General features: G+C 47.2%; 9 protein-coding genes and 2 pseudogenes. 1 reads left to right on the top strand and 10 read right to left on the bottom strand.

The features are described from left to right. The 9 genes and pseudogenes from DB847_RS08965 to DB847_RS08930 form a co-directional block, all read right to left on the bottom strand. The gene (locus DB847_RS08965; RefSeq protein WP_108650374.1) at nt 1-1,026 is read right to left on the bottom strand and encodes a pentapeptide repeat-containing protein; all 1,026 of its coding nucleotides are present in this window, start codon (nt 1,024-1,026) and stop codon (nt 1-3) included. Beyond that, complete coding sequence (locus DB847_RS08960; protein WP_108650373.1) at nt 1,013-1,786, bottom strand: pentapeptide repeat-containing protein; 774 nt, start codon at nt 1,784-1,786, stop codon at nt 1,013-1,015. Before DB847_RS08960 ends, DB847_RS08965 begins: the two co-directional genes overlap by 14 nt. Nucleotides 1,787-1,825: 39 nt before the next feature. After that, a pseudogene (locus tag DB847_RS26620) lies at nt 1,826-1,933 on the bottom strand (pentapeptide repeat-containing protein); the annotation flags it as partial. Nucleotides 1,934-2,937: 1,004 nt separating this feature from the next. Continuing rightward, the gene (locus DB847_RS08950; protein ID WP_159084495.1) at nt 2,938-4,698 is read right to left on the bottom strand and encodes a DUF2169 family type VI secretion system accessory protein; all 1,761 of its coding nucleotides are present in this window, start codon (nt 4,696-4,698) and stop codon (nt 2,938-2,940) included. A 305-nt stretch (nt 4,699-5,003) separates the two neighbouring features. After that, nucleotides 5,004-5,399, bottom strand: a complete 396-nt coding sequence (locus DB847_RS08945; RefSeq protein WP_108650370.1) for a PAAR-like domain-containing protein — start codon at nt 5,397-5,399, stop codon at nt 5,004-5,006. Between the two features lie 26 nt (nt 5,400-5,425). Continuing rightward, nucleotides 5,426-6,499 carry a pentapeptide repeat-containing protein gene (locus DB847_RS08940; protein WP_108650369.1) on the bottom strand — a complete coding sequence of 358 codons (1,074 nt, stop codon included), beginning with the start codon at nt 6,497-6,499 and terminating at the stop codon, nt 5,426-5,428. Continuing rightward, entirely contained in the window at nt 6,486-9,173 is a 2,688-nt protein-coding gene (locus DB847_RS08935; protein ID WP_234418540.1) for a pentapeptide repeat-containing protein, read from the bottom strand. The genes DB847_RS08940 and DB847_RS08935 overlap by 14 nt, the downstream gene beginning before the upstream one ends. Nucleotides 9,174-9,368: 195 nt before the next feature. Further along, a pseudogene (locus DB847_RS26615) lies at nt 9,369-10,184 on the bottom strand (DUF2169 domain-containing protein); the annotation flags it as partial. Between the two features lie 141 nt (nt 10,185-10,325). After that, nucleotides 10,326-11,294, bottom strand: a complete 969-nt coding sequence (locus DB847_RS08930; RefSeq protein WP_108650367.1) for an Ig-like domain-containing protein — start codon at nt 11,292-11,294, stop codon at nt 10,326-10,328. Nucleotides 11,295-11,809: 515 nt separating this feature from the next. Here DB847_RS08930 and DB847_RS08925 point away from each other — a divergent pair. Continuing rightward, entirely contained in the window at nt 11,810-12,424 is a 615-nt protein-coding gene (locus tag DB847_RS08925) for a YdcF family protein (protein WP_159084493.1), read from the top strand. Nucleotides 12,425-12,558: 134 nt separating this feature from the next. Here the strand turns inward: DB847_RS08925 and DB847_RS08920 are convergent, their stop codons facing one another. Then, the gene (locus tag DB847_RS08920; RefSeq protein ID WP_159084492.1) at nt 12,559-13,674 is read right to left on the bottom strand and encodes a hypothetical protein; all 1,116 of its coding nucleotides are present in this window, start codon (nt 13,672-13,674) and stop codon (nt 12,559-12,561) included. Nucleotides 13,675-13,887: the final 213 nt, after the last annotated feature.

Raw genomic sequence — 13,887 nt, 5'->3', positions numbered from 1 at the left:
TTAGTAATTTCTCATCACTCCATTGGATCCCGATGCGCCGGGCCCCTGCCAATTCACCTGATCCAGTTCGCTTCGGTGAAAACGCGCCCGGCTCAGGTTCGCCTGACCAAAATCAACCTCGCTCAGCCTGGCATATGAGAAGTCGCTGTAACTACAATCACAATCACGCCAGGTCACCGACTGTCCCTCGGCCGAGGTCATCACCGACATGTTCAGGTTACTGCCCGTGAAATCAGCCCCATCCAGCTTCGCCTGATCAAAGTTGCTACAGGCTAGCTGTGTCTGGTTCAAGGATGCCCCCGTGAGGTCAGCCTCCTGAAAGATCCCATAGGGCACCTGGGCTTTGTTGAGATTGGCCCGCTCCAACTGGCTTTGGATAAAACAGCAGTTCGGCATATCCAGTGAGCTCAGATCCATCTGTTGCATCTGGCATTCATTGAATTTACTGGCGTACAGGCGAGCCCCCCTGAGTTTCACCTGCCGCAAATCCTGCTTAGCCAGGTAACTCTTATCCAGAAAGCTTCCCTGAAGGTTGAGCCCCGTCAGTTCACACTCAGACAGAATACAGGACTCAATCAGACTATCACACAGCTGTGTCTCTTTTAGTGTGCACTTAGTGATCAGGCTTTTTTGAAGCTGCGCCTGCAAGATAGAGGCATCACTGAGATCACACTCTTCAAACAGGGTATTGCGGCACTGAGCTCCGTTGAGCTGGGCTCCCGTTAACTGGCAACGCTTAATCAGGGCGGAGGCGAGCTGAGCTCCGGTCAGAGTCACCTGGTTAAGAGTGCACTCCTCAAGCACACAGTGCTTTAGATCAATCCCATCGAGCTGGGCCTGATCAAACTGACAATTACGAAACATGCTGCCCTGCAAGCGGGCTCCCAACAGCAGGCTCTGCGAAAAATCGCAGTTCTCAAAGATCCCCTTGTCACAGGCAAGGGCGCTGAGATCCTCACCACAGAACATCTGGTCTTTGATGATCGGCGAGCGTTTCAGATGCTGCTGCAGCTCATTGCGGTTCATGATTGATCTCCTCCACCAGATGTTCACGTCGCTCTAAACTGGTGCAATCCAGATTCGCTCTGGCCAGCCGGGTCTCCCCCATCACCAACTTAGTGACTTCGGCGCAGTAGAGATTCGCTCCCCTGAGATCGGTTCCCACCAGACGGGCCTTAGTCAGGCGTGAGTTCATCATATCCGCTCCCTGCAGGTCGGCACCCTCCAGATCGCAGCGGGCCAGGTGGCTACGCCGCAGCGTTGCTTTACTGAGATCACACTGGGTCAGCACTGAATCATTGACCAGGGCTTCATTCATTTTGGAGCCTGTAAAGTTAGCCTGATGAGCCTGGGCCTGGAGAAGATTCATCCGTCTGAGATCGCAATCTGCCAATTGCGCACTATCGAGCCTGGCCGGCCCAAAGCGCACATTAAACAGCTTAGAACCTGAAAAGTTGGCTTGGCGGAGGTCGGCCCCCCACAAACAAGCCTTGGGGCCTTGGACATTTTGCAGCTTGCTCCCTCGAAGCTGTGCATTATTCAAAACCACCTGCTCCATCCTGCTCTCTCGCAGATCACAGCCATTCAATTGCGCGTTGATCCCGTACATAGAGCTCAGATCCGCTCTCACCAGAGATGCCTCATCAAGATTGGCACTCTCAAGCAGGGCCTTATTAAATTGTCCCTCTCGAAGATCCGCACCACTGAGATCCGAGCCTTTAAGCAGTGCACTATCCCACACGGCGCCCCTGGCCCTGCAACCGGCCAGTTGTGCCTCGGGCATCATCGCCTTACTCAGATCGGCACCTTCAAGGTTGGCTTCACTGAGGTTAATTTTATTGGCGATCGCTGAGCGCAGGCTGACCCCACTAAGATCGCTCCCGCTAAAATCGGTCTGTTGAAGCAGTGAGCCGGAAAGATCAGCGTTTTGCAGCTTGATCCCCTGAAGATCCAGACCACTGAGATCAAGGCGTTTAAGTGACTCCCCCTGGCATAAGCCTGCTCCAACTCAGGGCGACTCAGTTTACGAAAACTCATCTGGGCAAGTTTAGGGTCATTTTTAAGAGCCTCGGCCTGCTGTTTCGCCTCCTCAATCTTTTTGGGAGCCTCCATCGCCAGCGGCTCCAGCTTATCCAGGGTTGCCAGCATTTTCTGCTTAAAGCCGGCAAGGTTGTCCATGCCGCTGGCGATCTTCTGTTGCGCATCGGCCGGCAGCGGTGTTTTGATCCCGCTGCTCTGACTCTCAGCCTTACGGCAGGCCTCATTCAACTGGGCACGGAGCTCTTTAAAGGTTTCGGCCGGGTTACTGGGCTTAGGGGGCTGGCTCAACGCCTGCTGGTATTTGCCTTTAAGCTCAGACAGCCCCTTGAGCGCAACCTCCTGAGACTTGCCATCCGGCATCTTCTGAATATGCTGCTGAGCCTCAACAAGCCCCTGCTCCATCTGCTGCTGGATATACTCTTTAACCTCCAACCCTCCGGTGTGCTTTTCCAGCATCGCCTTGCGAAAATCGCTGTGATCGGGGCCTTGAGCTCTTCATCTCTAAGGTAAGGCTTGAGCCAGTCTCGGCTATCTTTTCCATCCCGGGTAAACTGAGTTAAGGACTCACTCTCTTCGGGCAGCAGCCAGAGCCTGGCGGCTTCATTGAGCCCGGCCCAGGGAGCCAATCGTTCACCATCCCGGCTCTCTGAGAAAGAGGCAGGTATGAGTAAAGGATTCGCCTGTGCAAGCTCAGCGGCCCCTTCACTCTCAGGGGTTGGAGCCAGCATCACATGCAGCGAATCATCCAGATCCTGAGCAAGCAGATATGCCGTCAGCTGATCTTCGACCACCAGAGCCGGAGCATCCTGCTCTGGTGGGCCTGAGCTCCAAAGGGGTCTGCACTCCCCTGGACCCGGTACTCATCCGACCCATCATCCAAACCATGAGGGCGAACCGTCAGACCGGTAAACTCTCCTTCCCGGTATTCGGGAAACAGCCACCCGGGCCTATATGCTCCCGCTCGGCGGGCTCATCGAGTTGCCAATCTTCCGGCTCAAATGGGTGTGCCCTATCCAGATATCCGATGAGATAGCGCTGGCAGCTCATGGGTCTTAAACCCAACTCATCGCACTCAGCCTGCTTATTCGAAAGCCCCTGCTGTGCCAGGCACACCAAGCGGCTGGCCTGAGCAGACCAGGTTTTTGGGGTTTCAAACATCTGGGCATACTCAGCCTTCATCTTTTCAAGATTCTGCATCCCCTCAATGACATTAGGGTGCTGGCGCAGCTGCGGCAGCTGGGTCATCTGCTGATTGAGTTGCTGCTCGGCCTTGGCAATCTGCTGCTGGGCCTCTTGTTTTTGCTTGGCAAGCTCTGCCGGCAAAGCGCCCATGCGGGTGCGCTGTTTGAGGAGGCTGGCATGAGCATTATCGACTGAGGCCAGAGCCTTATCATCCACCGGCTGGGTCTTGAGCCAGCTTTTCATCGAAAGCAAACGCTCCACATGTCCATCGAGCTGACGACTCATCGCCGGCCCCATATCCATCATGCTCATCTGCGGTGATGGCGTCTTTCCTTTGATCTGATCCAGCTTAAAGTTGAGGAGTTTGGGAATATCGCTGATCTGCTTTTTACCTTGGGCCAGCAGCTTTTTGCCCTCGGCCATTTTTTCCTGAGCCTCTGCAGCAACGGCCATGGTCTCGGGAGCCATCCGCTCCGCCAGAGACTTTTGAGACTCCGCCAGGTAATGCTCCCAGCCCAGAGCCTCACTTCCCGGAGCCTCAAGACCCAATACGATCTCGTTCACATCCAGGGCTTCATCATCGAGGACATCCATTACCCCGCGATACAACATTATTCCCATCCCGGCATCGGGCAAGAACCAGACGGTATCACAGCGCAGGCCCAATTCACTGAAGTGCTCTTTATCTTTAACCTGGTGTTTAATAAAGGCGCGTGGCCGGTAGGTTGGCAGGTGTCCGGTGATCTCTGCTCGCTCCGGATGAAGATTGACCAGGTTATATTCGGAGCCGGGCTCAACCCAACCCGAAAGCTGTTGATCGGCAGGGGCTACGCTAAAGTAACGCAGATCAAAATCGTCGGGAAAACCGGGCCAGTTATTTTTGAGCCAGTGGCTATCATAGGTTCCAAGGTACTGGCGGCGGGCCGGATCTTCCATTCCCAGCTGGGCAAAGCCCGCTGCAGGGATCTTCTGCTTACGCAGGGTCTGAATATGGGATGGATAGAAGATAGAAGCCGGTAGCAGATCCTGAGAGGGCTCGGCCTCAAGCAATGGATCATTCAGAATTGGATCTTTGGCGACGCCTCCGACTGCATAGGTCCACTCGAGAGGGATACGCTCAAATGGTAGCGGATCACTCGCCTTACCATTACTCAGCCATTGGCGGGGACCGTAAACATCCAGCACCTTGTTGCAGTCGGCAACACCGGCACCGACCCTTACCCTGGAGCGAGCCTTCTCACCCGGATAAGCGGCTCCCTTGATCAACCACTCCCCTCTGACCTTGGGAAGCCCGGCATCAAGCAACTCACCGTCAAGCACCTCAAAGGCCCGGTTCCATAGCTGCTGCTCATCGATGAGAGTTTCGTGCTCCCCCAGCTCGAAGGCAACCAAGGTGGTGACCGCCAATCTGGATTGGCGCGCCAATGAAAACGGAGTAAACAGCAACCCCTGCTGAAGGTTTTTAACTACACGCATCATCTGTCCCTATGCTTGGAGCCAGTCCCGGCGATTATACTCCTGCTGCCGAGCTGTGAGAACGCAATTATAAATTTCTGTGGCCCTGCAACCAAACATTTTCTTAACATGGCTCCAAATGGAGCAAATACAGCTACGCCTCCCCCTTAATGGGACAGATGATAATCCTAAATCATGAATATGACAGTTAAGTGAATCACAAAATGGGAACGTTCCCTTGCGCTCTAACCCATTTGCTCTTAAGAAAAGGAAAAATTCAATAGCTAAACTATCAAGTTACCAGATTCCACTCATACACCTCAGTATCAGTTCTTACTGAATACCTTAAATTGACCAGGGATGTTCATTCCCCTTGTATTCCCCCCATTTTGTATTGCTATATCCTTTAAATCATCCACTGCAGGCCCAAGGGGTGTTATAACATTTGGCTTTGGAACTGTATGCATACTAAACCCCATATCCATAGGGATAGCAACCCCTCCTAAAATTCCAGCTTCATCTCCACTTGAGATAGGAACCATAGTCATCATAGGGGTCATAGGGAATTCCTCTATGTATACCTTTGGATATGAAGTCGACATAACTTTTTGAGCCATATTTGGGCAAGGAACCGGCAAAGGTGCAGGCACTGCTGGTGCTTTACATACATCTGTTCCCGGCGCTATTTGCTTAGCTGCAGGAGAAGCATTTGCTAATGGCATATCTTATATACTCCTGATAAAAATATTCAATTTCCCGTTGTTTCAACTCTTCTCAAATCCCATGTTTCTGCTTCCAGTAACTCTTCATCACTCCAGGTCATACCAACTCTATTTGCCCCCTTCCAAGTGACTCTCTCTTGCTGGCAGCGATGAAAGCGTGCCCGGCCTAAATTAGCCATGCTAAAATCAATATTTGTTAACCTTGCATAGGAAAAGTCTGCATAACAACAAACGGCTCGAGACCAAGACGTTTTTTCTGCGACTATATATTTCATCTGGGCCATTTTAAATTGGCACGCAGAGAAGTCGGTCTGATAAAAATTAGCTTTTTCAAAATTCGCACATGAGAAGTCTGCTTTAATACAACATGTATCACTAAAATCTGCTTCTTCAAAGCGTCCATAAGCAGCTTTAACACCATAAAGATTGGCTCCATTGAGCTTAGTTCCAATAAAGCTACAGTACTCAAATTCGAGGCGGCTCAGATCCATATTCTGCATATTGCAATAATCGAATTTAGCCGCATAGAGTCGCACATTTCGAAGACTCAAACTGCGTAGGTCAAGTTTAGCTAAATAGGCTCCTTTTAATAAGCTGCCATGAAAAGAAACGTTATAGAGCAAACACTCAGTAAACACACAGCTATCCAACTCTACATCACAGATTTGTGCCCTGTTAAGATCACATTTAGATATGATACTTTTTCTTAAGTAGCTCCCCTTCCAGTACGTGTCACCAAGCTCACTGTTTTCAAAGATAGTGCTTTTACCATGAACGGCTTTCAAATCACCTTTTGTAAGATCACAACCTTTAAATAAAGCAGAAGATATCTGGACATTCTGGAGGCAACTTTCAGATAAGTTACAGCTCTGAAATATACAGCGATTCAGGTCTGCACCTGTTAATAAAGCCTGATGAAAATTACAGTTACGAAAGATTGTTCCTGTCATCTCAGAGAGAGATAAATTAGCCCCCGTAAAGTCACAATTCTCAAATACTCCCTTACTGCAGACTAGAGAAACTAAGTCCCCACTAATAAATGACTCATCCCTCACAACCGGAATCTTAGTTAAATGTTTATCTAGCTCAAGCCGGTTCATCAACGACCTCCTGATTGATCTCCTCAACCATGTGTCCTTGCCCAGCCAACACCGTTCGCTTGAAGTTGGTGCCACTGAGTTTAGCTTTACCCAACACTAACTTTGTGAGGTCTGCACCGAAAAAGTTAGTCGTTGTTAGATCCGCACCAGTCATACGGACCTTCTTCAGTCTCCCATACATCAAATCAGCACCTTTGAGATCCGCACCTTCCAGATTACAACAGGTTAAATTAGCCCATGACATATCGGTATTTCTTAGATTGCATTGAGTCAATTTGGCACTATCCATGTAAGCTCTATCCAGAGCTGCCCCCTCAAAATTTGCAAGGTTGGCATCTCCCCCCATTAGATTCAGATACTGCATCTGACTCCCCTGCAATTTAGCCTTGTGTAATTTCGCAGGACCTAAACGTAGTTTGGGGAGAAAAGTTTTACGAAAGTCAGCCTCCTGGGCTTGTGCTCCCCACATATTCGCTTCAAATCCCTTTGCATCACGAAAATCAGCACCTGAAAGTATCGCATTGAGCATTACAGCTTTTTCCAACTGACTACCATTTAACCTGCTTGCCTCTAGATTTGCTTTCAAGGCATAAACAGACTTTAGATCCGCATGTTCTAAATGAGTATTATTGAGCTCAGCTCTTTCCAAGAGGGTTCGGAAAAATCGCCCCTGTTTAAGGTTTGCCCCAGTAAATTTCGCTTCTTTGAGTAAGGCCCTATCCCAAATAGCTCCCTCAGCATGACATTGATTGAGCTCAGCCTCATTCATAATCGCCTTAGTCAAGTCAGCCCGCTCAAGGTTAGAACCATTGAGTTTGATCTTCACGGCAATCACCGAGTGAAGCTTGCAATCGTTCAAATCAGCCCCTGTAAAATCAGCATCTTGCAGAATTGAATCACTCAGATCGGCACCACTTAAGTTAATACCTTTGAGATCCATCCCTTTAAGATCCAGACGTTTTAGTGACTCCCCTTTGGCATAAGCCTGCTCCAGCTCAGAGCGAGTCAATTTACGGTATTTCATCGCAGTCAATTTAGGATCGCTTTTGAGATCTGCTATCTTTTGATCAATCTCAGGCTTTTTATCCAGCATATCTTTGACGAAAGGTTGCAGCTCATCATGCATGGACTGCATCGCATTTTTTAATCTCTGATTACGTTGCAAAGCCTTGCCAACCTCCTTTTCAGGAAGTTTATGACCAGCCTCTCTTAGTTCAGAAAATTGCTGACCAACCTTATCACAGGTTTCTTTGACATGCTGATGGCCTTTTTGCATCGCAGCAATGGTATCTATTTGTTGAGGATTGACCTTATCTTGTGCAAATTTGTTTTTGAGATCCTGCACCGATTTTAGAGCATCCTCTCGTCCTTTTGGTGAGGAGATCTTGTGAGAATTCTCCTCCATCAACGCAAAATTTTGCTGCTGCTTATGCTCAAAATAATCTTCAATTTCCATCCCACCAGTCATCTTTTTCTTCATTGCTTTTTCAAAGTCTTGATAGGATGGCGCTTCAGATTTATCTTCTCTCAGGTATGGCTTTAGCCAATCACGAGCATCCTTACCCTCACGGGTAAACTGATGGAGTGATACACTCTCTTCAGGCAAAGGCCAAAGCTTTGCACTCTGATTCACCTTGAGCCAAGGCTCTAAGAGAGACTCATCATCTCTATCCTTAAAAGCAACCGGGATCAACAGCGGATTTGCCTCTGATGTTTTTTTAGCTCCTTCACTGTCAGATGATTCAGCTAATACTACCCGTATCGAGTCATCTACATCCTGAGCTAATAGATAAGCGGTCAGCTGCTCATCCACTACAACTGCAGGAGCATCATCTTCTTCCGGCCCTGAGATCCAGACTGGGTCTCCACTACCCTGTACTCGATACTCACCCTTTCGGTTATCCAGCCTCTCCGGTCTTACAGTCAAACCCACGAACTTATCTTTCTGATATTCGGAGAATAACCAACCCGGGCCGATATAATCACGTTCTGCTGGCTCATCTAACTCCCACTCTTGCGGAATAAAAGGCTCAGCCTTGGATAGATAACCGATCAGGTAGCGTTGACAACTCATAGAGCGTAAACCCAGTTGATCACTCTGAGCCGTGATAAATTTTGCTCTATTAAGAATCCCTAGCCCAACCAACCGACTCGCTTGTCCAGCCCAGGTTTTTGGCCCTTCGTACATTTCTGAATACTCAGCCCTCATCTTGGTCAAACGTTGCTGTGCCTCAATGATATCTGGACGTTTGGCAAGTTCGTGACTCTGCTTTAAGGGTTGCTCAAGCTGTTGCTCCGTCTGGGTAATCATCTGCTGCATCTGCCGCTGAGCCCTGGCCAGCTTGGCTGGCTGACTCCCCGCTTTTTTACGCATCTTCAGAAGATTTGCGTGAGAGCGATCCAAGTTAGCTAAAGTTTTCTCATTGGCAAACTGAGAAAGTCTGGGTTTAGCACTTACAAGTTGCTCAATTCTCTGATCAAGCATCTGGCTCATCACAGGCCCGATATCCTGCATTCCGGGGCGCGGAGATGGTACTTTTCCTTTGACTTGATCGAGCTTGAACTGAAATAATTTAGGGACATCGGCAAGCTTCTTCTTGCCCTGAGCCATTAGTAACTTTGCCTTAGCTTTTTGCTCCTCTGCTTCTGCTTTTACTGCTGCCATCTGCGGCATTAAACGCTCAGAAGGACTCTTCTTAGACTCTGCCAGATAGTGCTCCCACCCTAGTGGCTCACTTCCCGGGGCCTCAAAGCCACATACCAGTGTCTTAATATCCAGTGCTTCATCATCAATGACATCCATCACCCCGCGATACAGCATCACCCCAAGCTCAACCTCCGGGTAAAACCACAGCGTATCGCAGCGCAGCTTGAGTTCACTGAATATCTCTTTATCTTTAACTTGTTGCTCAGTAAAAACGCGAGGTCTCCAGGTTGGCAGATACCCGGTAATTTCAGAGCGTTTGGGGTGCAGATTCACTAAGTGGTATTCAGATCCTGGCTCTATCCAAGCGGGCAACTGTTGATCGGCAGGCGCAACGCTGAAGTAACGCAAATCAAAATCATCGGGAAAGCCCGGCCAGTTATTTTTAAGCCAGTTGTCATCATAAGTCCCCAGATACTGGCGTCGCTGAGGATGTTCCATCCCAAGCTGGGCAAAACTTGCGGGTAAGACTCTCTGCTTACGGTGTAGCTGGATTTGACCCGGATAAAAAACCGAAGGGGGAGTCAAATCCTTAGGAGTTTCAGATTCAGCAATCTTATCAATCAAAACAGGATCACTATGCCTTCCTCCAAAAGCCTGCTCCCATTCAATAGGCTGGCGCGCAAACGGCAAAGGCTCGGATGTCTTACCGCTAAGAAGCCACTGACGAGAGCCATAGATATCCAGCTCTTTGTTGATGCCTCCAACTCCTGCCCCAACTCTAACTCGTGGCCGGGGGGTTCCCACCGGATAGGCTCCCCCTTTAATCAGCCACTCACCAGTGATCTTAGGCAATCCCACATCAAAAATATCGCCATCCAAAGCCTTGTGAAGTCGTTTCCATAATTGCTGCTCATCAAGAGTCTGCTCCCTTTCACCTAATTCAAATCCAATGAGAAAAGTGACGGACAAGCGATTTTTTCGTGCGATAGAAAAAGGGGTAACTAATAATCCATATTGTAAACCTTTAATTATTCTCACTATATATCCACTTATTTAAAACATTTCAATACATCCTGAAACATTACAATGTTAATTAATAATTTAAACATGTCAATTTTAGACAGAATGGCCAAAAACATTTATATGTGATATTTATCCGTAACAGTCAGATTAATTGAATCAAAAAAATCTTAGCCCTTCATCAATCCCTAATGCGATCTGATCAATAAAACACTCATATTCATTTATACCAGCAGCTCCACTTGATACAAGTGATTGATTTTCTTCAATCACGACTTCACTCTGCCCCATAGAAACATTACTCTGTTCAATTGATACTTCTTGATCTTCAACCTCAACCAAAGATTGACGAACAACCATATCACTACTCTTAACTACCATTTCATTTTTTTCTAGTTTACTTGCAATTAAATCAAGTTTAGCCTCTGTATATTGATCTTGATTAGCACATGCTCCAGATGAAAACATCCCTAACGTTGCAACATCAACTACAGCCTCCATTTTTGACATTTTTATGTAGTCTGCTTTTTTAATTACATATAGATGATATAAAGACTGCAGACAACGCCACCAAGTCCCAAATACATCCCACCCACTATTAACGATCACTCCCAAAGCACCAACCCGGGCATCCCACTGCATCCCGGTCGTGGTATACCACTTAGTACCGAAATTCCAGCCAAACTCGTTACCAAACTTCAAAGACCAGCTATTTTCTGCAAGGATCGTTAAGTTTCCAGCTGAACTATGCAATCTGCCCCACTGCTTATTACCATTATCGTCTGCGGGCTTTCCGCCTTCCCATTTTGTCTTGGATAGATCAGGATCTGATTTTTTTATCTGTGCATTTACATAAATCGTGACAGCTGATGAAGCTACAGAGTTACCACTGGCCTGAAGGGCTTTGGCCTTGATATTAACTGTCTGTTTACTATCAGAAGCCCCAGGTAATGTATAGTTACACTTATAATCGGGGGCCATTCCTGAACCTATATAAGAGCCATTGTCATTATTAACGTACTCTATCTTCGCTACATCTGAAGCATCCGTCTTTGCCGAAAAGGTAACCTTTGTTCCTCCGTCATAGGTGGTTTCTTGTTCTGGATTTGTGATTGTCAGAGTCGCCATAATTATTTCCCTTACCCTATATGCCCCTCTTCTACAAACTTGAGTGTCCAAACACTAGAAGAAAGAGACTTGTAGCTTCCATTCGTGGCTGATCTCTTATGCAGCAACACAATGAGCGATAACTAATGGGAGAATAGTAAACAGGATCAAAATCAGGAAACGATAGCAAGATCACAGAATGGGAACGTTCCCCATCACTTTGAAACCGCTTTCCTGGATAAAAGTACATTTTTAAAAGAAAATGGCTTATATCCATACATTTAACAAGTTGTAAACCTCTACAATGATCTGGGGGCTTAGGATGTAAATACTATGGAGTAATTATCATACTTACTCAGTGACTTTTGAAATCCAGATATATTATCACTTTTGCAAAGCCGAAGTTCCTGGATTACGAATGAGAATCAAAGGTAACCTGATAGCCAGCTAACAGTTCGAGGCTATCGACTAAGCTATACAGAAAAAATTCTCCCTTGAACACAAGCCATTTGACTCCCAGGCAAACAATAATCAAGTTGCAATGGCAAAAGTCCCGCATTAGCATTCCGATAAATTTATCCATTTTTGATAAGAAAATGCTACGATACCTTCTTCCTTTTATTGGAATCTCCTATCTTCTATGCATCGCGATGCTATACGCTGATGCATCTACTTCGTTTCCAAATGACTCCGAAGTCGGTGTCGTATACGGCAACAAGGTTGAACCAGATACGGGCCTCCCCTCCCAGCGCTTAAAAGCAAGGCTCGATGCAGCCCTTACACTCTATAACCAAGGGCTGATAAAACGTATCTTAGTAAGCGGGGGTATTGGCAGTGAGGGATTTGACGAAGCCAAGGTGATGGCTCAGTACCTGAGGCAATCAGGGGTACCCGATAGCAAGCTGCTGGTCGACAGCCAGGGCAACACCTCCAGTCAAACCTCGAAAAATGCCATAAGACTATTAAGTAAAGAGACACGGGTTGTCGCTATTAGCCAGCAATTTCACATTTCCCGCTGCAAACTCTCCTTACGAAATGCCGGGTTTACCCAAGTAAGTGGCTATTACCCCGATTACTATGAGCCACGGGATATCTACTCAACAGTAAGAGAGGTCCCTGCCTGGGTTAAATACTGGATAAAAGGTCTTTAGGCACAGGAGTCTTAACTCAAGCCACAACGCAGTTCCTGGGCTTCTAGATTAGAAGCCGTTGCTAATTTCATCATTCAACTGATAAGGCCAGGCATCTTAGCTCTTATTTTTTTAAGAGATATAGAGTATTAAAATTATGCTATCAACCTAATTGCTGAGATCTCCTCAATCGCACAAGCACAGCCATCGATGCGGCTTTGACATTGATTAACCTCGGTAGCGACATTATCCACTTTCGAGTTCACCTGATTAACTGCTACACCCAAGACAGCTGTACTCAACGAATTTTGCATGACAGAAGTTTGCGTGGTTGAAAGCCTTTGTTGTGTTGCTTCAATCTGCTGACCATGCGTCTGAATCTCGTTAAAGTTAGCTTCTACAACCTGACTTACAACTTCAACTTTTTCTCCAAGTGCAGCAACCTGATTCGTAGTAGCACTTATCATGCTTCCGAAAGCGCCGCTCTTATTTAACTTTGCCTCAAACTCCTCAGCAGCAACCTTATCTGCATAACCTGTTACCCAGGTTTTCTTAAAGGCGGTAACAATTTCGGTATACTTACAACCGACATCCCAGGCAGGGTTCAAAAAGAAACGCGCAGCCAGGTTGAACTCATCATAAGTCCCCCAAACGCTATAACTCTTAGCACCGATATTTAATCCCTGCTCTATCCCCATGGCCAATGTGTAAACATTCTTGGCAACCATGCTAAAGTTTGCGGCACCTTTGGGAGCTGTGGTTGTGCTCAGGTTTTTCTGCCCACCACTCCAATCTTCTGAGGGATCCCAGTCACAATCTTTATGCTGCCAGCCATCATCTTCCTCTTTCTTACCCTTGACTGTTATCGAGCAACCATTCGAGCTTTTATCCCGGCTATCCAGAACCACGCTTCCATCGGAGGCGATCGCCTGAGCCTCAAGTCGGTTCCCCTCGCCTTTGGTATCTGTCCCGCCCGTGGTCCAGCTGAACTCATACGTTCTGTCATCCTGATTTTCACCGGCCAATTTAGTGTCATACAGACTACCATCAATAAAAAGCTTTACCTTGTCATAGGATTGAGCGGTTTTAACAACAACATTGATCGCAACCGTGGTGGACTGCTGGTAGGTCGTTTTTCCATCCTTAGTCGTGACTGTGATCGAACCCATGATGTTTCCTCCCATTCCCTTTAGTGATCTCAAATCAGGCAAGCTTACAAAAGACAACTTATGATAATTCGAATCAAAACTGAAAAGAGTTAACAGGATCACAACATGGGAACGTTCCCTATAATATTGATCTTTTATTAAAACAAGAGTCCTTTCGGATTAATTTGGGTCGTAACTGTCAAACCGATCAGATGAGTTTCTGGCATTGGCTCCATTTATGGTGAGAATGTTCTAATTAGCATTCTTAGCCAAGTCATATTGATATTTGCGAAGAGCTGCAAGAGGAAGCGTGAGAGAAATGGGAGAAGCTGCCAG

It is taken from the genome of Dongshaea marina (genome assembly GCF_003072645.1).
GTDB lineage: Bacteria > Pseudomonadota > Gammaproteobacteria > Enterobacterales > Aeromonadaceae > Dongshaea > Dongshaea marina.
This window is presented reverse-complemented; position numbering and strand designations above follow the sequence as displayed.

Coding starts and splice junctions, on each gene's coding strand:
- DB847_RS08965 (WP_108650374.1), bottom strand. CDS start 1,026: ATGAACCGCAATGAGCTGCAGCAGCATCTGAAACGCTCGCCGATCATC.
- DB847_RS08960 (WP_108650373.1), bottom strand. CDS start 1,786: ATGATGCCCGAGGCACAACTGGCCGGTTGCAGGGCCAGGGGCGCCGTG.
- DB847_RS08950 (WP_159084495.1), bottom strand. CDS start 4,698: ATGCGTGTAGTTAAAAACCTTCAGCAGGGGTTGCTGTTTACTCCGTTT.
- DB847_RS08945 (WP_108650370.1), bottom strand. CDS start 5,399: ATGCCATTAGCAAATGCTTCTCCTGCAGCTAAGCAAATAGCGCCGGGA.
- DB847_RS08940 (WP_108650369.1), bottom strand. CDS start 6,499: ATGAACCGGCTTGAGCTAGATAAACATTTAACTAAGATTCCGGTTGTG.
- DB847_RS08935 (WP_234418540.1), bottom strand. CDS start 9,173: ATGCCGCAGATGGCAGCAGTAAAAGCAGAAGCAGAGGAGCAAAAAGCT.
- DB847_RS08930 (WP_108650367.1), bottom strand. CDS start 11,294: ATGGCGACTCTGACAATCACAAATCCAGAACAAGAAACCACCTATGAC.